We start from the raw sequence: 23,767 nt of genomic DNA on the forward strand, positions 1-23,767 counted from the left end.
AATTATATATCTGGTTCTCGGTAATGTTATTATTTTACAACTTTGTTGTATTAAGAATAACTTATTTTCGTTTATGCCAATCATCATCAAGATTACCGGTATTAAGCAAAATGACCTCAATTTCTTCGATGATCTCTTCCCGGCGCAGGACATTAAATTGCTGGGTCAGTTCATCAGATAGATTGTCAAGGTGCTTGACTGCGCCTTCAAGATGTATCATGCGACGGTGGTTTTCCTCTATCAAAGAGGTATAGAGCAATTCATGCAAAGCAGCAAAAAGATACTGTTCGGTCAGATCGAACAGAAACCTTTTGGGGGGGAGGTTGAGTATCGGCGGATACGGAAAGCGCGGAGATTGCTGCCGGTTATGCTCAAAAGGCGGTAATAATTTTTTCGTGACTATACCTTCCTCGCCACTATGGTAAACACTATACAAACTTATTACCGTGTGTTGCGCCTGCAAGTCAGCGAGAGCTTCCACGGCACGGTCGAGAATGGCGGGTACTTCCTCCACGACGCTCGGGCCATCAATTCGGGCAAAGACGTGCATATCGTCTTGCATTAGGTTGTAAAGCTTGCGTCCGACCACAATTAAGGTTGGCTGCATGCTCGGGTGGGCCTTTAAAGACTGCTCAGTATGACGTATTACGGCTTGGTTGAAATCACCGCAGAAGCCCCGCTCGGTTCCGATCAGAAGGTAGACCGGGGTCGCCTCCATGGTTTCTGGCAGTGCTTCGGGGTGAAAGCTAATAAAGTCGGCGGCCACTTCCGTTAAACCTTCAACGACCTTGTGCTGAGAATCAAGAAACGTGCTGAGCTTGCGGCTTTCCATGTAGGCCAGAGTTTTCATGGCGTTCAGAATATTTCTGATCTCGTGCAGGCTATGGCGATGATGTTGTAAGTCTTGGCGTCGAGTCATCGGGCATTTTCCTCGGCGTTTACCTGATCGGTTGTGGCGGATGACAGCCAATCGGTTACCGCATGGCTCCATTTGTCCCTCGGGCTGTCAAGCGTCAGGCTGGTTTTTTGTGCCTGGTGCTCGAGGATATCAAGAAGTGAGCGAATTTTTTTCCGCTCGATATGATTGAAATGACCATCGTTAAAAGCCACGAGCCATGCCAGTTGAGAAGCTTCATCGAGCGGTGAGAATTGTTCTTGCTTGAGGATCTCTCTTAATATCAGGCCGCGTTCAATCGCCGCTTCCATGGAGGCCTCCAGGCGAGCGCCAAAGCGGGTGAAGCTCTCCAGCTCGAGGAACTGCAGGTAATGTAGTTTCATACTCCCCGCTTCCTCCTTGATGCGAGGGTGCTGTGCTTGTCCGCCAATACGAGAAACCGAACGGGCAATATCGATCGCAGGACGGAAGCCGCCGGTGTACAGGTTGCGTTCAAGGTAGATCTGGCCGTCTGTTATCGAGATCAGGTTGGTGGGGATATAGCCGGCGATTTCTCCCTGCTGGGTTTCGACAATAGGCAGAGCGGTCATGCTGCCGCCGCCATGTGCCGGACTCAGGCAGGTGGTGCGTTCCAGCAGTCGGGCATGTATCGAGAAAATGTCGCCGGGATAGGCTTCTCGTCCCGGTGGCCGCCGCAAAAGCAGCGACAGCTCGCGGTATATCTTAGCGTGAGTACTGAGATCGTCATACACCACCAGCGTGTCGTGGCCTTGCTGCATCCAAAACTCGGCAATTGCGCAACCGGAAAATGGCGCCAGGTGTTGTAAGCCGGGCAGGCTGCTCGCCTCTGCAACCACCACTGTTGTATAGTCCAGCGCCCCATATTCGCGCAGAATGTCGATGGTATTGATCACGGTAGAGCGTCTCTGACCGATGAGTACATAGACGCAGCGTACATTTTTATTGCGTTGGTTAATCAACGTATCCAGCGCGAGTGCACTTCGGCCCAGACCTTCGTCTCCAATGAGTAACTGGCGTTGCCCCTTGCCGATGGGGATCAATGTATCAATGATCTTGATCCCCGTATACAAAGGCGAATGAACAAAGTCGCGGCTGATAATGGGCGGGGAAACGCTATTGATACGCTGCCATGCTGAAGCGTTCGACGCGGCTTTGCCATCAAGCGGGATGCCCAGCGGATCGACGACCCGGCTGAGTAATCCGTCACCGACAGGTACGCTTAAAGAGTGGCAGGCACGGTGGACCGGCGTACCCGAGGTCAGGTTTTTTGTTTCATGCAATAAAACGGCGCCGACCTGATCGTCGGTCAGATCAAAGACCATTGCTCGGCTACCGTCCTCCAAGGTGAGGATATCGTCCATTGCCGCCGAAGGAAGCCCTGTGATCCTTGCGATGCCATCACCGACCGATAGCACGATGCCACGCTCCTCGATGCGCAAGCCCGATCGAAAATCCTTGAGCCACTCGGCTTGCTGCGAAAGCGGACTGCTGAGTTCGTATTCATTTACTGGCATAGGCAAATTCCGCAAAACCTTTTAAGTCATCCTGTACATTGGCATGTAATCTCCAGGCGCCGATAGTGATTCGCAATCCCGCCAACAGCTCAGGATCCTGGTCATAATGTACCGGTACTGATAATCCGGTGATGGTTGCGATCACGCTCTCCAGCTGTTGCCGCTTGTTCTCGGGTAATGGGTACACGCTGGTGATCGTAATCGATTCAGGTAACTCCCCCCATTGCAGCCGCAGGGCGGCGGTATCGTCACGGGAGAGTGTGGATAAATCGTTCAGCAATATATCCAGCAGACGTGCTTCCAGTTCGGGCCCGGAGGCTCTACTGAGCAGGGCGGTGGCGAACTGCGCACTCTGCTGTAATGCCTGGTACTCTATCTCACGAGTGGCTTCCATCCGTTGGCGAGATTCGGCTACCTTGGCTTTTTCTCTTTCCTGTTCAAGTGTCTGTCTCAGCAGATTTAACTTAGATATCCGCTCGGCGTTAAGCTCCTCCATCAACTCGGTTCGTGCCAACTGACACTCATGCTCCCAATTCGCCAGGCGGTTTTTATATTCTTTTTTTAATACTGTGGACTCATCATTAAGGCGCTGGGACTCGGCGAGTTGTTCCTCAATACTGGTACGACGCTGGGTGATCACCGCCATAACCGGTTTAAAAAGAAAGTGCTTGAGAATCCAGACCAAAACCAGGAAATTGATGATCTCCAGCAGGAAAGTAGACCAGCTAAACTCCACAACATCACTCCTTCATGGTGGCGTGCTATCAACGTCGTTGCCTGCTTGACCTATTTAATAAGGTATTCCAGCAGCGGATTTCGGAACAATACGATCAGCACGATAACGAGTACGTATATCGCGAGTGACTCAATCATGGCCAAGCCGATGAAGAGGGTGCGCATTATTGCTTTCTCCGCCTCGGGTTGACGCGCTAATGCATCCATGGCTCGGCTGACAGCCCACCCCATCGCAACCGCCGGCATCATGACACCCAGTGATATACCGAATATTGCTGCAGCGGTCGATGACGTGACGAAGATAGATAAATCAGGCATTCGATTTTCCTTCTTGTTGCTGCCGCTGGTGTTGATATTGCAGACCGCCGGCGACATAAATGAGTGCAAGCATGCCGAAGATGTAGGCCTGTACCAGCGCTTCGATGATGTGAAGCATCAGGATTGGCACCGGTGCCAGGAATCCCGCCACCATAAGAAACATTAAGGCTGCCATTTCCAGGCTCATCATGTTGCCAAACAGCCTCACCGCCAGAGCCACTGTACGGGTGATTTCCGCGATGAGGTGAAACGGCAACAGGATTGGACTGGGTGTGATGTAATGGATCAGGTAGCGCTTCAGGCCCTGAAGCCGGATGCCGTACCAGTGTGTTGAGAGGAAGACGATAATTGCCAGCGCGGAAGTCGCCGACAGGTCACGTGTCGGGGAATGGACCCCCGGGATGAGTCCGCTGAGATTGGCGATAGCCAGGAATACCCAAAGGCTGCCAATGAATGGCATCAGGCGTCGGGCGTGTTCAGGTGCGACCTCCGCAATAGCATCCTCAATACTGACGATGATGCCTTCAACGGCGGTTTGCACCAGTCCGGGACTGACACATAACCGGCGCGATAATAACCAGGCGAGCAGCCATACGACGCCGATGATTATCCATGTTGTGACTACCGTGCTGTCTATCATACCAAGCGCAGCATGAAGTCGGTTGGTGCCGGTAAGCTCTCTTTGTTCATGGCACTATTCCTTTATAAAAAGATAGACGTTTACTGCTCCCAGCATTACGCCGAGCAGGATCAGGCTGGTTGTCCAGCGAATAGAGTAACCGTCCATCATGCCGTCTAGCCAATGGCCCAGATAGGCCCCACCAACAATGGGCAACACAAGAAGCAGACCTAAGGTACCAATGTAGATGGTCTGACCGATAAGCGTCTCTCGCTCGCGCTCCGCTTTCTTCATGCGGTTTGCCTGACGTTCTATTTTTTCTTTCAAACCATTAAGTCTGGGCATAGTATTAAACCGACTCTTTTTTGCCAATTTCCCAAAACCGCTTGAACACTTCCTCTTCCATATGATGAAGGCTTTCTTTGAGCTTCTGTAACATCTCTTCCTCTGCGAGCAGTTGTTGTTGTAGAGCCTGGCTTAAGCGCATGTAGTCATCGTCCAGCAGATAGCGGTAGGTACACAATGTGAGTATGTTGTGGTGAAAATAGATAACACCGCCAGGTACAGCCAGGTATTTCCAGCGACCGCTGCCGATTCGGTACTTCGTTATCCCGATCGACATAATCGTCATGAAACGCGCGTGATCTGCCTGTATTCCGAAACTGCCGGAGGCGTCTTCACCAACAAAAGAGGACACATCCGCTATTTCCTCGGAATGAGTGGCGTCCTGTAGCTGGAGCCTAAATGCCTTCACCGTACCAAATCCTCCATCACGCCCCGCATATAACAGCGCTCTTCGGGGATCTCATCGTAGTGACCAAGCAGGAAATTCTCGCAGTCGGTAAGCGTCGATTCCAGCGGTACCGACACGCCGGGGATCCCGGAGTGGACGGCTGTCGTCCAGAAAGGTTGAGTCAGATAACGTTGAAGCTTGCGTGCCCGCATGATGATTTTACGATCGGCAACCGAGAGCTCTTCTACCCCTAGCATCGTGATAATGTCCTCCAGCTCATGGTAGCGGGCCAGGTGTTCCCGAACACCTTCTGCAATGCTGTAATGGCGTGGTCCGAGGGTATGGCGATCCATCAGCTTGTTGCTTGACTGCAAGACATCAACCGCGGGATAGATACCTTTACTGGCTTGGGCTCGCGACAAGATCACGGTGCTATCTAAGTGGCTGAGGATAGTGCTGACTGCCGGATCTGCCATATCATCGGCAGGTACATAAACCGCCTGTACTGAGGTGATTGAACCGTTGTGGGTCGAAAGGATCCGGTCTTGCATTTCGGCGACATCCGTCGACAGGGTGGGCTGGTAGCCTACGGTCGCCGGCATACGGCCGAGAAGGCTGGAGACCTCGCTGCCGGCCTGGACGAAGCGAAACACGTTATCCATTACAAACAGGACATCTTTTTTCAGGGCATCACGCAGATACTCGGCATAGGTCAGCGCCGAAAGCCCGACTCGGAAGCGGACGCCCGGCGACTCATCCATTTGCCCGAATACCATCAGCGTCTGCGGCAATACCCCGGCGTCGCGGATCGCGTGCCAAAGCTCATGACCTTCGCGTATCCGTTCGCCTACGCCAGAAAAGACCGAGACTCCCTTGTGGAGTGTAGCGACGGAGTGCATAAACTCCATGATCAGAACCGTCTTGCCAACGCCTGCCCCCCCGAACAGCCCTGTTTTACCGCCTTTGATAAAGGGGCAGAGCAGATCGATGACTTTGATCCCGGTCTCTAGCACTTTGCCGACTCCCACAGACTCATGGATCGGAACGGGCTTGCTATGGACGTCACGGTATTCCGTTGTATTAAGCGTGCTGCCGCCGTCAAGCGGCTCGCCGAAAATATTCAGTAAGCGTCCGAGGCAGTCGGGCGTAACCGGGACATGGAGTGACGCGCCAGTGTCATAAACCGTCATGCCCCGGTGCAAAGAGGCATTTCGGTGTAAAATGATGGTGCGGATATGGCGCTTATCAAGGTGTTGGTGGACTTCGAACAGGTAGGTTTCTTCAGCAATGTTGGCACACAAGGCCTGATGCAGAGGCGGTAGTTTAACACAGTCGATGACCGCCACTGGGCCGTGGATCTCAGTAATAACCCCTATAGGTACCGGCTTCCTTTCTGCTTCAACCATGAACGCCTCAGCCACAAATTGTGTGTCGAACGATTAATTTGCTTGTATTTTTATGCTTTATATTCTCATCGTAGCAGAATTGCCCAAGATTGCTGTATGGCCTGTGTGGTTGACCTTATGTGTCACGTTATAACTATTCTATTGACTGCAGAGGGTTGGGGGACTGAGGCTTAAAGCCCCTCGGTGACTTGGACAGGTATTATTTCTGTTCAACTAAGATCAGTTCTTTTGTGTCGAAACCTAATTCTTCAGACAGGGTAATAAATCGTTGCAAGATCTCAGGTGCGATGTCTGGAGTTCGGGATAGCAACCATAAATACGACAAGTCAGGACCTGAGACGAAAGCATACTGATAATTCTCTTTATCCAAATCGAATACGACGTAGGAGCCATAGAACGGACCAAAAAAAGATACTTTTAAATAACCTTCATCCGGTGATTTTACAAAGTACGCTTTTCCTTCTGCTTCTTGCCATTCACCTTCTGATTCAGAGAAGCCTCGATTAAGAACAGCAACACCACCATCTTCTCGCAAATTGTATTCAGCAGTAACGTTTGTTAGACCTCTTTCAAATGAATGGTCGAGTCGAGCTATTTCATACCACTTACCGAGGTAATTATTAATTTCGAATTCATTTACCGGAGTTACTCGCTCTGGCATACCAAGGCAGCCACTTAGAAACAACAATGAGATAATGCTCAGTATCTTTTTCATGTTTTCTGGTACTCCTGATTTCTAAAGCTAATAATCAATAAGTGAAGGACACTTTACGATAGTTATGATAAACGAAGAAATCACTTAATGCTTTTTGCTTTGTTTTATTAGAAACCGTTCTAACTAAACGTTTTATGTTTTCCTTTCTAATCGAGGGATTGAACCTTTTCCTGAGTGATTTAATACCACTGTTCCCGTATGGTCCGTCCAATGTTGGGCATCCTATTTTCGGCTCTAAAGCTCTAGTGTTCGATCTTTTAGCGGTGCCTCGCTCCGCACATTGCGCATATCGATAATTATATCTGGATAATACTTAGTCTTGAATGTTGTGCATTTAGTGGCACTAAAACAAAGTTTGTATTAAAAAAAGAAAATAAAAAACAACAGTGTTCAATAGTTGCAGATGTGGCGCAAAATGACAGGATATTAATGACTTTATATATATGATGAATACATCATGCGAATCTCAATCACAATATAAAGCAACAAATATAGGTAGGCATTATTGTTTATAAAATAATGTTAATTAAAAGCGTGTAATTTGAATGTTATGTGTGACTGATTTTCAACTAGTGCCGTTCGTTTACAATTTTGGTCTTAAACAAGACTGCCAATAATGATTTAAGAAGTCGTTCTAAAAATAATAGAAGGTTTAAGAAAAGTGAAAGATTTAAGAACATGCATATTATCCGCTATAATTTCTTCTGCCCTTATTGGTTGCGGAGGTGGTGGCAGTGGTAAATCAAATGTTGTCATCGACGATACGCAGGCTGTATCCTATGATATCGAAAATATTGTTGAAGCATTCCTCAATTCAAATATTGAATATACGACATCATATAAGACAGAGGGTTATTCTAGCGAGCTTGAAAAATTCTATGACAAAAACAACAACATTATTGACTTCAAGATCCCAACCAATACAATCGCTAAAGATGGCTGTAAAGCTGAGCCATTAGCCCTTGATAATAGAAGTGTTAACCTGAATGGCGCTAGCTTTAATGTTGAGCCTATTAATGACAGTCGACGCTTAGTCAGCTTTACATCGTTACCAAAATCGTTTGTTAATACCGCTTTTGGTAACAAGATCTGTATATATAGTAATTTTTCTTACACCGGAAATTACATTATCGGAAACTCTAACCAAAAGTTAGTTGATCTAAGTAAAGATGAAAGTGTATTTAAGTCAACAGGTTTTTCCAATTTATCAACAATGAACCGATTGTTTAATACCGATGCTCAAACCATAGTCAAAGACGCAAAAGTATTGCTTAAGCCATATGTTTCCGCCAAGGTAAACTATGCCGAACATGAGTTTATTGTTAATAAAAACGGCGAGGTGAAGATCTTTGACAGCGCTACCGGGCAATATGTTGCGCTTCCAGATACAACGGGAGAAGAATGGCAATTCTTTAGTGACAAATACATTATTTCAAAACCACGTGGTGGCTCGGTCTCTGTTTATGATATTACCCTAAAACAACGAGTCAAGGCCGCATCTATTTCAGCGCTCCAAAACCTTGAAACCAACCTGAATAATACTGAAACAGCTACATTGAGCTATGGCATATGGCCAGGTCTTGATGATATCAGTCACTATGGTATACCTTTCAAGCTTATTTCTGAAGATTATGGTAATGAGTCTAACTTATACTTATGGGATGAAGGAAAGTGGGTCATAGTCACAGTAACCGATTTAGCCAATGCAAAATTGTATAATGATCTGAAGCAATCAATAAGCGCTATCCAAGCAGTAGCAAAGAGCACTGATAGCAATATTTATTTAAACCAAAAAACTGATCAGTTTATTGCTGCTAATAATGTATCAAACAGCGGATTTAATCTTGTTTCAGGAAAAACATCCAGTCCATTTGGTGCTGTAACTATTCCAGACTTCGCTCATTATCTAAATAATGTAAATACGATTAATGGCAAAGTCGTCATTGAAGCATCTGATAAAATACTCAACAATGAGCATAAGTCATTTTACCTACTCGATGGCGATAAGAAGCAAATTATTGGCAATGCGAGAGAGAATATTACCATGATCAGATCTTCATCTCATAATTGATCGATAACAATTATTGATAGTTAAGCCCGAGGCATCGTATTCGGGCTTGGTTTGATGCTATATTATGTATGATGAAACTAATAAAGAGCGATGGGAAATGATCGGATCACTTTCAGCACTGCCTTTGTCCAACGCCTTGGCATTATTACCGTTTCTGAATTACTATAATAAAATCGGTTTTAGTGAAATAGAGTTATTAAGTAACTTCAGTCTCACTCGTAATTATATTCATGGTAATTGCTATCTTCCAACTTTTCATATTTACAATATAATTAATGAAATATCAAACACGATTAATGTCGACAATATAGGCATAATGATACCAGTTCCAGATAACTATTTACATTTACCTCCTGTTATTAAAGAAAATATACTGGAGTCCGTAAGCTTTTTTGATCTATTTATTTTCGTATCATCTAACCAAAGTCTTCTCGGTTCTCATTTGAATATATGGTTAGAGCACGATAAAGATACCTTTTATATCTGTCATCAAAGAACGGCTCCACATAAAATTCAAGGGTTGTATCAAGGGGAATATCATAGAACATTAACAATAATTAATATTATTCGACGTTTTCTCGGTGATGATTGGAAACCTGAAACTCTGTATTTGGCATCCTGCATAGCGCCGCCGCATGGCATCATAACAATGACAAGTTCTGGTAAAGTCTTTAATAATCATATGTATGGATGTATCCCTGTTAAAGTTAGTGTTGATGATATCGCTGAAAAAGTAAAGATCGGTCAGATAATATCCCCAAATAATTCTGACCCTCTCGATAGGATCAAAGTTGCTGTAGATACATTTATTGAAAATGAAGATCTTGATTTATCTTTTTTGTCTGATATTTTCGGCTGCTCAAAACGGAGCATTCAACGAATACTTAAATGTCATGGCACCACTTTTCAGAATATTATAACGCAGCAAAAAACAGCGCATGCTATAACGCTACTCAATAGAGATATCAGTATCATTAATATTGCGCAAAAACTAGGTTACAGTGACCCAGCAAATTTCACCCGTGCATTCAAGAGACACACAGGATTATCACCGTCTTCATTTCGTCGGGAAGGCACTGTCTGACATAAAACCCGAAAATAAAATAATTATATTTATCCTCATGAATACCAATATGGTTTTATCAACAAATATTAGTTAAATAGCCATGAGGCCTAATATAGAAATAAAAAGGCTTTCAGAAACATCGAATTAGTATCTAGCTTCATAGATAATCAACAACCTGCGTCAATTCTCTACTTTCTTCAACAATAAGATAATGTTAGATCCATACGACTACTGATCCACTGCTAAAAAGCTGAAGGAAATCTCGGTCTGTGCTTACCCGGCTGCATAATCATATATATTCATAGCTCATACAGTTCAAGGGGTAATCCATCAGGATCGTTGAAAAATGTAAACATTTTACCGGTAAGTTCATCAATCCTGATTGGTTCAACGGCAATATTAAAGCCCTGTAAATGCTGAGAAACAGATTCGACAGAATCAACTTTGAATGCAAGATGCCTCAGTCCCTGGGCTTCAGGATAATTGGGTCTTGGTGGTGAATTTAAAAATGAAAACAACTCAATTTGGCTACCATCCGGCAACTTCAAATCAAGCTTGTAGGAATCACGATCTTCTCGATAATTTTCACCGATCACTTCTAGGCCAATAATTTCAGTGTAAAAATGTTTGGATACCTCGTAATCAGAGCAAACAATTGCAACATGATGAATACCTTTAAACATAATGATCCTTACTATTAACAACTAGAAGAAGGTGTACGATACTACCGCCCTAGTCAAAGTTAAAATTTTAATGACGAGAATGGCTATGTGAATTGATTTTATTCTTGCCTATTCTTCTTTATTACCTATCATTATGTGTGCTGGTGGGCGTTAAGCTATTGCATTATTTGAATAAATAGCAAAAAAACAGCTCCCTGAGTCTCAGAAGGCTAGTTTAAGTCGATTGATTAAGCTTAGGGGGCAACTTATGTAAAGCATCACTTCGCCAACAAGACTGAATTCGTACGAGTACTCGGCATGACAGAGGAAGTTGTAACAGAAACGGAGAAAAGATATGGCGTTTTATTTGTTGATATGGGTCATCAGATGTTATGCCTGCTCTTTCAATTAGACGCTAAGTTGACAGTTTTTTGACGCACTACAATGTGTAGTCAAGGAAAACTGCAGGGATAAACTAGGACTGCTGAGAAATGGGAACATGTTCGTTGCGTTGGTTGATTATCAGCCCGTTTTTTGTATTAATGCTGATATCTGGATTCGTCTTGTATCTATTTTCAACGGTTACAATATCAAATGTCGCCAACAGTATTGGAACCCAGTACATACAAGAAGTTGAAAGTCGAATATATGATCGAATCTCTGACTTTACAGCTCCACTTAGTTCTATTGTTGAAATTAACCGCAATGCTTTTTCCTATCAACCAACACGACTTGATGATCTAACAGCTGTTTCTGGTCGGTTATACGAACAGGCGATTCCTTATCCTCATATGACTTTTGTATCCATTGCGACTATTGATGGACGCTATATCGCGTCATCAAGAGACCCTATCGGGGAGATTCGGCACAACATTGCAGCAAACTATGTTAATCAAGCTTTCATGATGGAAGGGTTTGAGTATGACCCTGTTAACTTTATTGGAGATAAGATTCTAACCGATCCGAGTTTTAGTTATGATCCCAGAACGCGGCCGTTTTATACAGATGCCGTGAAAAATCGGGGGATGACTTGGAGTCCAATTCACCCGTATTACGGGTTTCCAACTCTGGGAATTGGTTTAGCTGGTCCAATATATAGCCAGCAAGGCGATCTGTTGGGAGTCGCAGCCGCAAGCATTGCTTTAATCGAGCTGGATGAATACTTAGAAGCCATCGACCTCGTTGAGAATGCTTATACTTTTATTGCAGAAGAAGATGGCGCTTTAATCGCAACCTCTGAAAGGGATGAGCTCTATAAGATCGTTGATGGTGTGGTGACTCGAATCACGCTAGCTACCCACGCAAATAAGTTATTTAATACTGCAAATCAATATCTTGACAACGGTGAACATAGTTTTGACGTCGACGGGGACTTGTACTTATATCGTGTACACCCGATCACTCTTCCCTATGGTAAAAAATGGTTGATAGGGATCATTATTCCTGAGTCTCACCACAAAAATTTACTAGCAGAGTATTCTCACTCCTTGGCTGCAATTACACTCGGCATCTTTGTTTGTATTGGCTTGGTCGGTTCACTCATCGCCCATTACATTAGCAAGCCTATACAACAACTAAATCTAGCCGCTAATGACAGTAAACTTGAAAGTATTCAGAGGCTTCCTCGACCAATAAGTCACATCTTTGAGATTAACTCTCTTGCCCAAGAATTGCAGAAAATGGCCAATATTTTGTCTGATATTATGCAAAACCTTGAACAAAAAGTGGCACAAAGAACCTCTTATTTACAAGGTGAAAATCAAGATCTGTTAGAACTGAGTCTTAAGGATGAACTTACCGGACTTTATAACCGACGAGGGTTCAACCAAATATTTAGTGAATCTTTAGCTTATGCAGAAAAGAATCATAAAACAGTCACATTTGTTATGTGTGATATTGATTACTTCAAACATATCAATGATAACTATGGGCATAACGTTGGAGATCTCACTCTCATATACGTAGCAGAAACCTTTAAGAGCCATGTGCGACCGCACGACATTGTGGCCAGATATGGCGGGGAGGAATTTGCATTAGTGTTTGTCGATATCGAGATTACACAAGTTATCTTGAGACTCAACCAAATTCGTCAATCATTATCAGAGAACCCAGCAATTGAAAATCATCATATTACGTTAAGTTTTGGTGTCACAGAACAAAAAGAAGTTTCACCCGCTTCATTTGAGGAGCTAATAAGTAGCAGTGATGGAAAACTCTACCAAGCCAAACACTGTGGACGAAATAGAATAATCAGTTAAATGTTGACTCATTCGGAATCAGCAGCTTGGATAGCAAGCTGAGCGGGGCTGTTGATAATAATATGAGAATTGTACTTAACCACGAAATAAAAAATCTTTAATCTGGTTGATGAAGGGTCAATAACAAAGGTTATAATAACCCCTCCCCCTTTTGACATGTTAGGGGAGGGTGGAAATTAAGTTGACATTATTTGTCACGACGTTTCCGTTGCTTTTTTACTATTTTTTCTATTGCTTTATCCTGCTTTATTTTCCTCTTTTCTTTGAGGGTTGCTTGAGGTTTCTTCATTTTATTCTTACTCATTTTACACCTTCAATATCATGGTTGTAAGGTTTATAATATTGTATTATTAATTGTTTTTTCAGGTGTTATTTTTGTTATTTCAAATTGATATAACTCACCTAAAACAAAAACATTAAATTTGTTATTTAATTCAAGCCCAAGTAAAGCCCCCCCTAAATAAGAGTAAATAGAAATAAAACCTTGCTTTGGATTGTTGTGGATAGAGCTAGCAATAATAACTTAAAATGGTTTATTTGTTTTAATGTTAACAAATTCAACTCTGTCACCAATAGCTATTCGATGATTACATGGTACATCTCTAGAGTACTCATACTTATCTAAAATACTTTGCAAAAACAATGGCGAATGATATGTGATTATATCACTCGTTAATAAAAAACTTTTCAGGGAGGTCGTTCCACTCCGAATTAAACGAAAAAACATTCCCAATTTCCCATTATCATAAAATACTGAGTTAGTGCCTTACAGGACCAACTTCAGACTCTACCTAAAATATAAATTAAAGCAATTGATGAAATAATAATGAAAAACACAAAATGCTTAGAGTAAATTTATTTAAAAATAAAGTTAACATTTCCCAGATTAAAGCGAAGCATAAGGCCAAATTAAAGCGATTTCCCAGAATAAAAAATCATTTGTAACTAATTGTGTTGGCTCTGTTCGGAAACGAAGGGGCGTAAGAAGGCACGTCGCTATCAATGCATCCCCGGATAGCCTCTTCGAGGCTGCCGATGAAAGTCACATCAAAGTGAGGTGGGGGAATACCAAAGCAAGCTTGATCAACCGCCCGGAATTTCGAATCATTACGGATGTTGAATAAAGACAGGATGTTATTTTTACGGGATGAAATTATGCTTGTTATTTTCAGGTCAACTTAAATAAATCGATAGGGTTTTACAGTTTGATGCTGGTTTTTTATTAAACAGCATAGCCTCTATTAACGCTATGCTGTTTATAAAAACATCAGAAATGGACTGATGTTTCTCCATTAAGTGTCTGAAGCCGAAATATTTTATAGCCTTACGATGACATCTTCCATCGCTAAGCGAGACTTGGGATATTTAGCATTATAGTCCATATTCTCGTCACGATAGCCAATGGCAAGTGCAACATGGCAAACATGTCCATCAAGCTCTTTAGCAAATTCCTTACTAATCATTTCACTATCAATGCCTTCCATTGTTGTCGAATCGATACCTAAACGAGCAACAGTGTGCAGCGTATTGCCAAGGGCAATGTATGTTTGTGCTTTAGTCCAAACTTCCGTGTTACCTGTTTCATCAGTATTTATCTCGGCAAATACAAAACCACCGAATGCACTTTCTTTATCTTCAGCCTTGGTACGCTTGTCTTCAATCGCTTTATCAACAACAGCTTCATAATTTGCACGTGTATATGCAGGGTTATGAGCAAAAAGAATAATGTGTGATGCACCGAACACATGTGGTTGGTTAAATTGAAACTTATTAATAAACGTATCATGCATACGTTGCTTTGCTTCATCACTCTCGATAACAATAAACTTCCAAGGTTGAGAGTTTATTGAAGAAGCCGATAAGCGAATAGCTTCCAGTATTACATTGAGGTCTTCTTGAGAAATTTTCTTCGACGAATCAAATCTCTTTGTCGTGTAACGAGCATTTAAATCATTGATAATTGGGTGAGTCATTTTCTATCCATAATAATAATTATACAGCCTAAGGCGATGGAGGAGGCTGCTATTAATAGCTTGCTTCTATCTTGTCAGATTTATGATAATGAGGGTGGATTTCTAGCTGCTTAGCATAAGCGGCGATATTGGAAAAGTTATCTAGTGCACCGCTGTTATGCAATATCTCAACAATAAAAGACATCATAATGTCAGCACCAGTCAGCTTATCTGCCACCAGATATCGCTTACCTTGTAACGCCTGGTTGAAATAGCTCATCACTTTTGCCGTTTCTGTATCGGCATAGCCGGCGAGAAAATTGGTTTCGCAGCCATCTTTGACAACAAACATCTTCAGCAGTAGCGGAAGAATGGCTGAGCTCTCGGCAAAGTGCAGCCACTGAGAATACTCGACGTAATCTTGCGTACCTCTCTCTGGGGACAATCGCTCGGCGCCATATTTATCGATAAGGTATTCTGTGATTGCACCTGATTCAGCAATCACCATCCCCCCGTCTTCAATCACCGGCGATTTACCCAAGGGGTGAACCGACTTCAGCTCTGGCGGTGCAAGAAAAGTAACACTATCACGTTGGTAAGGTGTAATTTGGTAGTTCACGCCTAACTCTTCCAATAACCAGATAATTCGCTTCGAACGGGACTTATTAAGATGATGTAAGGTAATCATTACAGGGTTCCTTTTGCTGTTTATAGCGGCTGATTGATTTGGATAACAAGCTTACCGAAGTTCTTACCTTCCAATAGGCCAATAAAAGCTTCAGGCGCGTTCACCAGCCCTTCGACCAAATGCTCACGGTATTGAATTTTGCCTTCAGATATCCATTGAGTCATATCTTGAGCAAACTCATTGTAGTGGGATGCATAGTCTTCAAAAATGATGAACCCCTGCATCTTAATGCGCTTGGCGAGGATAATGCCCATCAACATAGAGGTGCGGTCTGGGCCCTCAGGTAGAGAGGTCGCGTTGTATTGGGAAATCAAACCACATACCGGTACGCGAGCACTTGTGTTGAGGAGTGGCAGAACCGCATCAAATACCTTGCCGCCGACATTTTCAAAATAGATATCAATACCATTGTCACACGCTGTGGCTAGTTGCAGCTCAAAGTCTTCTGCCTTGTGGTCGATACATTCATCAAACCCCAATATTTCTTTTGCGTAACGACACTTTTCTTCGCCTCCGGCAATACCGATAACGCGGCAGCCTTTTAGTTTACCAATTTGTCCAACGGTTGCCCCGACAGGGCCTGTGGCTGCTGCCACCACCAACGTATCCCCTTGCTTTGGCTGGCCAATGTCCAATAAACCCATATACGCGGTAAAACCAGGCATTCCCATAATGCCTAATGCATAAGATGGGGCTGTCGGTTCTTTCCCAAGCTTGAGCAGGCCTTCGCCGTCAGAAAGACCGTATTGTTGCCAACCGGTATAAGCAAGCACCCATTCTCCCACCTCAAATTCTGGGTTATTAGACTGTTCTATCTGGCAAACCGTTGATCCAAGCATAACATCCTCCACGGCGAGAGGTTCAGCGTAAGATTTTGCGTCACTCATACGTCCGCGCATGTACGGGTCGAGAGAGAGATACACAGCGCGAAGCAGCACTTCACCGCTGGCGGGTACAGGTTTTGCCACAGTCTCTAAGCGAAAATTATTTTCTGTAGGTGCTCCTACAGGTCGTGAAGCTAAAACAATACGTGAGTTGGTACTTTGTGTCTCTGTCATAAGGGAATTCCTATTTGAGCCATTGTTAATGTGTTGATCAGACAGCCTGGACATGATTTTATTAGACCGGTCGTCTAGTCATTGTTTGAAAAAATCCCCGTCACCGAAATGACGGGGCGAACGATTCGATATATCTTAGTTTTCGGGATCGCCAACCAGGATCTGCTTGGTTGTTTTCATTGCCTGCTCTAAGCCGGTTTGATCTTGACTTAACTTACTCATCAAGCTTGCGCCAAGCCAAAGGCTGTAAAGTAGCTGAGCCGTTTCCTGGCTATTTTTTACTTTTATAGAGCCGTCACTATTACCCTCTTCAATACACTGGCTGACAGACGAAATAATTTGGGTGGCGCCTTTCAGTAGAGCTAAACGCATTGAGTCAGACAGATCTGAAACTTCTGCACTTAGTTTCACCACTAAGCATTTTTGTGCACCACAGGTGCCTTGTTGATCATCAAGCCAATGCTGCCAATAACTGATGAGGCGGTCGTAAGCACTTCCTGCCTCACTGCTAAATAGGGTATTTAACCGCCCAGAGTAGTTGGCAAAATAGTCATTGATTAAGGCTTCACCAAACTGCTCTTTCGACTTGAAATAGTGATAAAAAGAGCCTTTTGGTACTTCTGCGTGTTGTAGCAGTTGTGACAAGCCAACATTTGAGAACCCTTTAGCGACGATCAAGTCGTAACCGGTATCAAGAATATGTTGGCGAGTTGCTTTAGTTTGTGTGTTCATGGTGCAAGGATAGAGTAAAATAGACTAGTCGTCTAGTCATTAAGCAAGGCTGGGCTGATATGATTGGTTTTGGGCGTCCGTTGGTTTCTGCTCCGGATTTACCCGGCCGTATTGAAAAGGGTTGGGACTGCACGGCGCATCAAGCTATTTTTCTATTTTACGTGATTAATTGAAATTGACTCAAAAAAGTTGAGGCTTCCCTCTGGGCGATACCCCCGTTTTTTTGTGGTCAGAAGGTTACTCATCCCTCTTCTTTGTGGCACGGAAGAACTCGTAGTGAGTAGCGTGGCGTCACATTAAAAGCCTTTTACTATTACTGGGTTACTTTATTTTTGTGACTGTCGGTGATAGGTTGGATTGTATTTTATCTCGCCATGTACAGGTGCTGAATTTTTTTGTTAGGCTGAAATAAATTAGAAAATCGGTAATAAAGTGGTTGTTTCACACGGTTAATTATTGACGAGTAAAATCAAATTTACCGCTAATCATTAAATTATTTTTTGATTTAATCAAAAAATATGATAAATTGGCCGCAGATTTGAGTGAATCAAATTGCCAACACTTAGGCAGTTTTCCTTTTTGTAGGAAGGAAAACTGCAAAGGTCTAGGGAGCGACATGACGCCGAATAGATCTTGCTGGGGGCACCCAGCTTACCCTGCTTGGAACACAGGATAATTACGGAACGGAAACGGCCCTGAGCAGATGCTCAGGGCCGTTTTTTTGTTTCTATGTCTAGATGTCAGGGTGCTTATCGAATACCTACAGTGTGCATAGCCGTGGTAACTTACTCCACCATGCCTTTTATGTATTCGCCTAGCTCTGAGTGGTGCATGATTTTTGAGACAGGAATGATTTCTTTCAGTGGCCCCCACGCAAAGACATTGACTGGGGTATGAGTGTGGGTACCCGTTCCCCACACGGTGTTTTGGCCTGTGGCGTGTTCGCGAGCCAGCAAGTTGCCGCGATCGTTGTAAGGGAAGAAGGCATCAAAATCGTTGATTGCGGGCACCTCTTCCTCCGCTAGATACTGATGGTTATCTTGGTGGTATGGGTTTGGCTTCGTCGTCATTATGTTAGCGGCTTGAGCTACTGTGATGGGGAAATCGCTATTTGCATTGACGATTTCAGCAAGTTTCTCCGGTGTTTGCTGCGCTTTATCAAACTCGCTGAACATCGTGGCGTAACTCATCTTCTGGTTGTATAGACCATCCAGGATGTCAAACTTGCCAAAGTTGAAATTAGGGGCGTAATCGCGTTTTTGAAATGCTTGGCCAGAGCGTTTTTCCGGTTTTGGCAAGCCTTGCGAAGAGTAGCTAAAGCCGAATGAGCCTGTTTCGTGGTCTGCGGTAACGATGATCAGCGTATCATCTCGATCTTTGGCCCACTGGTAAACAGACTGTACCGCTTCGTCGAATTTGATCATTTCATGCAGCATTGTACCGGCATCGTTACTATGCCCCGCCCAGTCGATTTGACCGCCTTCAACCATCAGGAAGAAACCGTCTTTATCTTTGGAAAGCAGGTCGAGTGCTTTTTCGGTCATCTCTTTTAGCGCAGGCTGAGTACGGTTTGGATCATTTCTCGATTTGCTATAGGCAATCCCGTCATTCATACCTGAATAGGAAAACAGACCAAGCAATTTTTCGCCTTGCGCTTTATCTAGCATCTCTTTGTTAAACGCCAGGCTATAACCTTGGCTTGTCGCTTCAGTCAGTAGGTTGCGGTCATCTTTACGCTTAGATTTCAGGTATACATCCCCTTGAGTAAGTTTCTCAAGCTCCTTATAGATTGCTCCTTTATCGTTAGTTGATTTTGGAATCCAGTGACGAAGCCCACCCGATAGCATGACATCAACGCCCGTTTCCAGCATGTCAGATGCAATCTCGTTTTCTAATGAGCGATGCGGTTGGTGAGCGGCAAATGCTGCTGGCGTGGCATGGGTAAGGCGAGTATCAGAAACCAAACCGGTTGCTTTGCCAAGGCGTTTTGCTTTTTCAAGTACCGTTTCAACATGGTCGCCGTTTGGGTTGATGCCAATCACCTCCGAAGCTGTGTAGATCCCTGTAGCCAGCATAGTGGCTGAACATGCAGAATCGACAACAATCGCATCTTCGGGATGGGTTAAAGATGAGCCAATTACCCCTTCTTCAGCGAGTTTATATAATGCAGTGGTTTTACCTTTGTAGATAGAGTGAGGCGCATTATTTGCGTATGTCTCTAACAATCCAACTTGCTGTGGGCCCATACCGTCTCCAATCATTAGGATAACGTTTTTGATTTCTGCCGATACGACAGAGAAGGAAACCGTAGAAGTTACCGCTGCTAAAACGAGAGGTTTGAAGATGTGCTTCATTATATATTCCTGAGTTATAAAGGCGGAGTAAGTTAAGCATTGAGATGTGGTATTTTTGTTACAGTCACAAAAAATTCATATTTTATTGAGTTTATTTATCCTTTGAGATGATTAAATATGAACATGTCTCGCGCTATATGACTGAAATATCACAGAAACGAGCATCTAGAGGTTGCTAGGGTATAATTACTCAGGATAAGGGAGGTGGCTGGGCGGAATCTTTAAAATATTTATCGTTATAATAAATATTTTTTGTTGTACTCATTCCGATCTCTAACTTAATCTCAACTATAGTATTACAGGTAAAAGTAATAGCAATTAGGTGCTCATTGTCCACATCAATCAGATGCGATAATGGGTCTCCTTGAAAAACAATGTTGTTATCTATTTATTTAGAAGCGACGTGTTTTATATGTGTAACAGTTATTCTTGATTTATTCAGGTACTAAAAATGGCTAAATGGGAACAGTGGTTAGGTAACGGCTCTCAATCAAAAGAGAAATTTAAAACCAAAAATCATGATGATTTTTTCGATGTTTCTACCTCAGGCAAAAACAAGAAGCGTAGGAAGAGTCATAAACAGCGTTCTGATTACAATGAAATGGACGACTACATCATGATGTGACAGCTTTTCTCACTCATCCGTCATTTAAACCGTCAACAAATCAATCCAATGAAGGAGGAGAGTGGTTATAAGACCCCTCTTCCTTATTTAGTTTTGATAGCATGACAGCTTTGAGTGCTTGTTTAAGGCCACATAAGTGGCCTTTGCTATAATATCTGTAAAGAATGCCACACGTAGTATTCTTGCTTAATGACCAGATTGTCATCCCGGTTGGTATTATGCAGTTCTGAGGCTATTTAATTGAATGCATCATGTAATCGAGAACCGGGTCATCTTTGCGCTTTATATCTAATGCTTTAGGCAAAAAATCTGGTTTGTGTAAAATCTCGCGGGCAATAAGTTCATCCAGCAGTGGTTTGAATTCAAAGCTAGTCTTGCCGAGAAAAAGTGCGGTTAAATCTTCATTGTGGTGACAATTCAATGCATCGCGCAATCCCTTCAGGTAGAGATAGTCTTTAGTGAATCCACCCCCACGATAAGCACGAGCCGCGACAGTAAAGGCGTTGTCATCACTGAGTTTGTAGTCGTGCTTTAGTGTATGGAACGTTTCACCAAACGTTTCACCCTTCACCATCATATTGACGGCAATGACCCGTAAGGCCAGCGTTTTTAATCGCGACAGCGAGAAGCTCCCTGACAGGTGCTCGCATAATATAGCCAACCCTTCTTGGGTATGGGTATTTCCCGGAAACCCTAATTTTAATATTTGTAGCGGCTGCTTTTCGGCATTGATACTTGTTACCATGTGCACCCCCATCTCATGATGGATCAAGGCATTAAGGTCTTTTCTACCAAACATAACGTTAGTATTAACCTTGAGCGTCTTGCCACTCACCATGGCCCGGGCGATGAGTTTGTTAGAGCCGATCACTTTGCAGCTAAATCCATACTCATCAGCAGCCTGACGGAATTCAGCCATTACCTCTGACGGCGTGAGGTCATACGGTTCCAGTTCCTCATATTCTGCGGCATGCATGATAAACTTGGCATTGGCAATATCTTGGTCATCCGGCTGGCCATAATAACGCAGCGAATTATACAAAAACTCTTCATGGCCAATACTGGTTAATAAATCAATACGTACCGCCAATTGATCGATGACTTTTCGATACAGTTTTTGGATGTCGGCATCGCGGATGTCGTCAACCGGCAAGCGGTAGAGCTTTTCCCTGAACAGGTAAGGATCGATATCCAACTGTCGGTATGTAAAATGCGGCTGGTATGTGTACGGTTTGGTTAAAAAGCGCCGCTTTTCCTGACGTAAGTTAGTCGGGTTGATGTAATTGAGTGTATTGAGGCCTTTGGCTAAGCTGTACAGCTGCCGATCGACTTTACGCACTTCCGAGGGCAGTTTTGAAGACAGAATATGACCGCGGGTAATTTTTTTTGCACCAGATGTATTACGTAAGGTGAACGCAGCGTGTTCGCTGATCACCGTTTTCAGGCCTTCCTTCAGCTTTTCGATCACCAAGGGATAGCTTTCACCTCTGGCTTCATCCATATAGATCTTTTTGATTTCCAAAGGCAGAATCAAAGTCTTGGTGAAATGCTGTTTGATAAATGTGGCCTGATAGCCCATCCCCTGAAATACGTCATTTTCACTGGCGATCACTTCCAGGTTAGGCAACGCTATACCGCCAAGGCGGGAAATGAAGTCGTTAATCGCCTTATGCCAGCGACGGGTATTGACCTGTTTGGTACCAACATTGAAGGTCGGGGCCAGTTTTTCAATACGCTGATAGTTGTAAGAGTGGAGATCGTACAACAGACAAATCCCAAACTCTTTTTCCAGTGTCTCGACCATGCACTTGATAATGCGGTAGTAGCGGGCGTGTTTACGCTCACTATGAACCCGTTCGAGGGTGCTGAGCGGTGAAGTCCAAACCTCTTTGCCCCATGCCTGTTCATAGACGCAATTATTCGGGGCACGATTTAAATCGTACTCATAGCGAGAGTCTTCGCCCTGAAAAACGATCGGCAATGAAGAGATAAAATCGCCCGTGTGGGGATCTTCCTCAAAGTAGCGTTCGCTTTCTGTTAATGCACACTTTGCCGCAAGGTCATCGCGCAAGCGATGACCGTGGTGAATAGCAGTCGCAACATACGGCTGATATTCAGTAATGCGAATAGTAAGGCTGCCATCGTCAAGCTGGGCTTCAAACGGAACCAGGTTCTGGATTTTATCCAGAACCTCCTGCTCAGTAAGCGTCAGCATCTTCGATCACTTTACGGAATTCGTTTTTACGACTGATCACCAACTCTTTGGCGTTGACGACACTTTCTGTAAAATCGATTACTTGGCGCTGCAACTTGGTACGGTTAAGGCGGTTGATACGGGTAATGCCACCTGGGCTTAAGACGTTTACTTCTATCAATTTACCATTGATCACATCCAGGCCGACAAAGTACAGGCCGTCACGCACCAGTTTAGGTCCGATATGCTTACAAAGGCGTTTTTCCTGCTTGGATAAGATGTGTTTAACTTCCTTGCCACCGGCGTGGATGTTAGATCGCACATCACCTTCGGCCGGTACACGACGCATGGCACCAATTGGCTCACCGTTGAGCATCATAATGCGCACATCGCCTTGTTCTGCGCCTTCAACATAGTCCTGAAGAATCACATAGTTCTTTTCGTCGCCGATATAAAAATCAAGGAGCGATTTCACGCTGGACTGGGCGCTTTTTTCTACCAGGATAACACCACTACCACCGTAGCCGTTGAGCGGCTTCATGATCATACGCTCATTCGTATTCTCGGCTAGTACCCGCTCTAGGTAATCACGGTTTTTGGACACGTAGGTGGCCGGAATAAATTCGTTGTGTGGATCGTGCAGCGACGCGGTATAGAGCTTATTGTTGGCAACGCGTAAGCCATCGATATCATTCATGATAAAGACGTCACCACGAACCGAATCAAGGAAGTTCAGCGCCATAGTATCTAACGGTGGATTTGCACGCATAAAAATGACATCAAATCCGGCCAGTGGCAGCTGCGCTTTTCTGAACTCAACATGGCGGTAGAAACTTGGAATGTTATTTGAGATTGGATCTGACGATTTTTTTATGACCTTACAAAAAGCGATTGCCGAGCTGTCACGCATCGTCAGATTGTTAGGCGTTGTAATTGCTACAGTATGTCCACGGCTGACCGCTTCATGGATCATGCGCAGAGTAGAGTCAGATTCTGGCTCTACTCTGTCCCATGGGTACATTACAAAGCAAAATTTCATAGAGGTATTCCAAGCATTAGTTGAGGTGTGGCCCGATGATTAACTCGGTCCTTAAATAAATCAGACATAGTGTGATCATGTCTGTTTATGTGATGTCTTACATTCAGAATGG

22 protein-coding genes are annotated in these 23,767 nt (G+C 43.9%); 4 read left to right on the top strand and 18 right to left on the bottom strand.

Going from position 1 to position 23,767, the window contains the following annotated elements:
- Positions 1-61 precede the first annotated feature (61 nt).
- The 9 genes from R3289_RS02860 to R3289_RS02900 form a co-directional block, all read right to left on the bottom strand.
- On the bottom strand, positions 62-919 hold the full coding sequence (locus R3289_RS02860; protein WP_318923983.1) for a FoF1 ATP synthase subunit gamma: 858 nt from the start codon (positions 917-919) through the stop codon (positions 62-64).
- Positions 916-2,430 carry a F0F1 ATP synthase subunit alpha gene (locus tag R3289_RS02865; RefSeq protein ID WP_318923984.1) on the bottom strand — a complete coding sequence of 505 codons (1,515 nt, stop codon included), beginning with the start codon at positions 2,428-2,430 and terminating at the stop codon, positions 916-918. The genes R3289_RS02860 and R3289_RS02865 overlap by 4 nt, the downstream gene beginning before the upstream one ends.
- Positions 2,417-3,166, bottom strand: coding sequence for a F0F1 ATP synthase subunit delta (locus R3289_RS02870; RefSeq protein WP_318923985.1), 750 nt, complete (start codon positions 3,164-3,166; stop codon positions 2,417-2,419). Before R3289_RS02870 ends, R3289_RS02865 begins: the two co-directional genes overlap by 14 nt.
- Before the next feature lie 50 nt (positions 3,167-3,216).
- Positions 3,217-3,483, bottom strand: a complete 267-nt coding sequence (locus R3289_RS02875) for an ATP F0F1 synthase subunit C (protein ID WP_318923986.1) — start codon at positions 3,481-3,483, stop codon at positions 3,217-3,219.
- A complete protein-coding gene (locus tag R3289_RS02880) occupies positions 3,476-4,123 on the bottom strand; it encodes a F0F1 ATP synthase subunit A (protein WP_318923987.1) in 648 nt (215 codons plus the stop codon). Before R3289_RS02880 ends, R3289_RS02875 begins: the two co-directional genes overlap by 8 nt.
- A gap of 54 nt (positions 4,124-4,177) precedes the next feature.
- Positions 4,178-4,447, bottom strand: a complete 270-nt coding sequence (locus tag R3289_RS02885; RefSeq protein WP_318923988.1) for an AtpZ/AtpI family protein — start codon at positions 4,445-4,447, stop codon at positions 4,178-4,180.
- Positions 4,448-4,451: 4 nt separating this feature from the next.
- Positions 4,452-4,799 (bottom strand): F0F1 ATP synthase subunit epsilon, encoded by a 348-nt coding sequence (locus tag R3289_RS02890; protein ID WP_413466659.1) that lies wholly within the window; start codon positions 4,797-4,799, stop codon positions 4,452-4,454.
- Between the two features lie 53 nt (positions 4,800-4,852).
- A complete protein-coding gene (gene atpD, locus R3289_RS02895) occupies positions 4,853-6,241 on the bottom strand; it encodes a F0F1 ATP synthase subunit beta (RefSeq protein WP_318923990.1) in 1,389 nt (462 codons plus the stop codon).
- A gap of 199 nt (positions 6,242-6,440) precedes the next feature.
- The gene (locus R3289_RS02900) at positions 6,441-6,956 is read right to left on the bottom strand and encodes a lipocalin family protein (protein WP_318923991.1); all 516 of its coding nucleotides are present in this window, start codon (positions 6,954-6,956) and stop codon (positions 6,441-6,443) included.
- A gap of 661 nt (positions 6,957-7,617) precedes the next feature.
- On the opposite strand from R3289_RS02900, the gene R3289_RS02905 reads away from it, so the two are divergent.
- Both R3289_RS02905 and R3289_RS02910 read left to right on the top strand, forming a co-directional pair.
- A complete protein-coding gene (locus R3289_RS02905) occupies positions 7,618-9,027 on the top strand; it encodes a hypothetical protein (protein WP_318923992.1) in 1,410 nt (469 codons plus the stop codon).
- Positions 9,028-9,091: 64 nt separating this feature from the next.
- On the top strand, positions 9,092-10,111 hold the full coding sequence (locus R3289_RS02910) for an AraC family transcriptional regulator (protein ID WP_318923993.1): 1,020 nt from the start codon (positions 9,092-9,094) through the stop codon (positions 10,109-10,111).
- 281 nt (positions 10,112-10,392) lie between these two features.
- On the opposite strand, the gene R3289_RS02915 is transcribed toward R3289_RS02910, so the two are convergent.
- Complete coding sequence (locus R3289_RS02915; protein ID WP_318923994.1) at positions 10,393-10,776, bottom strand: VOC family protein; 384 nt, start codon at positions 10,774-10,776, stop codon at positions 10,393-10,395.
- 485 nt (positions 10,777-11,261) lie between these two features.
- On the opposite strand from R3289_RS02915, the gene R3289_RS02920 reads away from it, so the two are divergent.
- Entirely contained in the window at positions 11,262-13,013 is a 1,752-nt protein-coding gene (locus tag R3289_RS02920; RefSeq protein WP_318923995.1) for a diguanylate cyclase, read from the top strand.
- Between the two features lie 334 nt (positions 13,014-13,347).
- On the opposite strand, the gene R3289_RS20520 is transcribed toward R3289_RS02920, so the two are convergent.
- The 6 genes from R3289_RS20520 to R3289_RS02945 form a co-directional block, all read right to left on the bottom strand.
- Positions 13,348-13,533, bottom strand: coding sequence for a GreA/GreB family elongation factor (locus R3289_RS20520; protein WP_413466671.1), 186 nt, complete (start codon positions 13,531-13,533; stop codon positions 13,348-13,350).
- Between the two features lie 796 nt (positions 13,534-14,329).
- A complete protein-coding gene (locus R3289_RS02925) occupies positions 14,330-14,986 on the bottom strand; it encodes an NAD(P)H-dependent oxidoreductase (RefSeq protein WP_318923996.1) in 657 nt (218 codons plus the stop codon).
- A gap of 52 nt (positions 14,987-15,038) precedes the next feature.
- Positions 15,039-15,653, bottom strand: coding sequence for a glutathione S-transferase (locus R3289_RS02930; RefSeq protein WP_318923997.1), 615 nt, complete (start codon positions 15,651-15,653; stop codon positions 15,039-15,041).
- Positions 15,654-15,673: 20 nt separating this feature from the next.
- The gene (locus R3289_RS02935) at positions 15,674-16,711 is read right to left on the bottom strand and encodes an NADP-dependent oxidoreductase (RefSeq protein WP_318923998.1); all 1,038 of its coding nucleotides are present in this window, start codon (positions 16,709-16,711) and stop codon (positions 15,674-15,676) included.
- A gap of 135 nt (positions 16,712-16,846) precedes the next feature.
- Entirely contained in the window at positions 16,847-17,443 is a 597-nt protein-coding gene (locus R3289_RS02940; RefSeq protein ID WP_318923999.1) for a TetR/AcrR family transcriptional regulator, read from the bottom strand.
- Between the two features lie 785 nt (positions 17,444-18,228).
- The gene (locus tag R3289_RS02945; protein ID WP_318924000.1) at positions 18,229-19,797 is read right to left on the bottom strand and encodes an alkaline phosphatase; all 1,569 of its coding nucleotides are present in this window, start codon (positions 19,795-19,797) and stop codon (positions 18,229-18,231) included.
- Between the two features lie 451 nt (positions 19,798-20,248).
- Between R3289_RS02945 and R3289_RS02950 the strand changes: the two genes are divergently transcribed.
- Entirely contained in the window at positions 20,249-20,422 is a 174-nt protein-coding gene (locus R3289_RS02950; protein WP_170107701.1) for a hypothetical protein, read from the top strand.
- 232 nt (positions 20,423-20,654) lie between these two features.
- Here R3289_RS02950 and R3289_RS02955 read toward each other — a convergent pair whose 3' ends face one another.
- Together R3289_RS02955 and gshB are read right to left on the bottom strand one after the other, a co-directional pair.
- Positions 20,655-22,637: a flavohemoglobin expression-modulating QEGLA motif protein gene (locus tag R3289_RS02955; RefSeq protein ID WP_318924001.1), complete on the bottom strand. Its 1,983-nt coding sequence runs from the start codon at positions 22,635-22,637 to the stop codon at positions 20,655-20,657.
- Positions 22,621-23,655, bottom strand: coding sequence for a glutathione synthase (gshB, locus tag R3289_RS02960; protein WP_318924002.1), 1,035 nt, complete (start codon positions 23,653-23,655; stop codon positions 22,621-22,623). Before gshB ends, R3289_RS02955 begins: the two co-directional genes overlap by 17 nt.
- Positions 23,656-23,767: the final 112 nt, after the last annotated feature.

This window comes from Photobacterium sp. (genome assembly GCF_033720175.1).
In the GTDB taxonomy this organism is placed as follows: Bacteria; Pseudomonadota; Gammaproteobacteria; order Enterobacterales; family Vibrionaceae; genus Photobacterium.

What these genes read in the sequence shown, in the direction of transcription:
- R3289_RS02880 (WP_318923987.1), bottom strand. Translation starts at nt 4,123, where the DNA reads ATGATAGACAGCACGGTAGTCACAACATGGATAATCATCGGCGTCGTA.
- R3289_RS02940 (WP_318923999.1), bottom strand. Translation starts at nt 17,443, where the DNA reads ATGAACACACAAACTAAAGCAACTCGCCAACATATTCTTGATACCGGT.
- R3289_RS02950 (WP_170107701.1), top strand. Translation starts at nt 20,249, where the DNA reads ATGGCTAAATGGGAACAGTGGTTAGGTAACGGCTCTCAATCAAAAGAG.
- R3289_RS02955 (WP_318924001.1), bottom strand. Translation starts at nt 22,637, where the DNA reads ATGCTGACGCTTACTGAGCAGGAGGTTCTGGATAAAATCCAGAACCTG.
- R3289_RS02925 (WP_318923996.1), bottom strand. Translation starts at nt 14,986, where the DNA reads ATGACTCACCCAATTATCAATGATTTAAATGCTCGTTACACGACAAAG.
- R3289_RS02945 (WP_318924000.1), bottom strand. Translation starts at nt 19,797, where the DNA reads ATGAAGCACATCTTCAAACCTCTCGTTTTAGCAGCGGTAACTTCTACG.
- R3289_RS02865 (WP_318923984.1), bottom strand. Translation starts at nt 2,430, where the DNA reads ATGCCAGTAAATGAATACGAACTCAGCAGTCCGCTTTCGCAGCAAGCC.
- R3289_RS02875 (WP_318923986.1), bottom strand. Translation starts at nt 3,483, where the DNA reads ATGCCTGATTTATCTATCTTCGTCACGTCATCGACCGCTGCAGCAATA.
- gshB (WP_318924002.1), bottom strand. Translation starts at nt 23,655, where the DNA reads ATGAAATTTTGCTTTGTAATGTACCCATGGGACAGAGTAGAGCCAGAA.
- R3289_RS02910 (WP_318923993.1), top strand. Translation starts at nt 9,092, where the DNA reads ATGTATGATGAAACTAATAAAGAGCGATGGGAAATGATCGGATCACTT.
- R3289_RS02885 (WP_318923988.1), bottom strand. Translation starts at nt 4,447, where the DNA reads ATGCCCAGACTTAATGGTTTGAAAGAAAAAATAGAACGTCAGGCAAAC.
- R3289_RS02900 (WP_318923991.1), bottom strand. Translation starts at nt 6,956, where the DNA reads ATGAAAAAGATACTGAGCATTATCTCATTGTTGTTTCTAAGTGGCTGC.
- R3289_RS02935 (WP_318923998.1), bottom strand. Translation starts at nt 16,711, where the DNA reads ATGACAGAGACACAAAGTACCAACTCACGTATTGTTTTAGCTTCACGA.
- R3289_RS02860 (WP_318923983.1), bottom strand. Translation starts at nt 919, where the DNA reads ATGACTCGACGCCAAGACTTACAACATCATCGCCATAGCCTGCACGAG.
- R3289_RS02930 (WP_318923997.1), bottom strand. Translation starts at nt 15,653, where the DNA reads ATGATTACCTTACATCATCTTAATAAGTCCCGTTCGAAGCGAATTATC.
- atpD (WP_318923990.1), bottom strand. Translation starts at nt 6,241, where the DNA reads ATGGTTGAAGCAGAAAGGAAGCCGGTACCTATAGGGGTTATTACTGAG.
- R3289_RS02915 (WP_318923994.1), bottom strand. Translation starts at nt 10,776, where the DNA reads ATGTTTAAAGGTATTCATCATGTTGCAATTGTTTGCTCTGATTACGAG.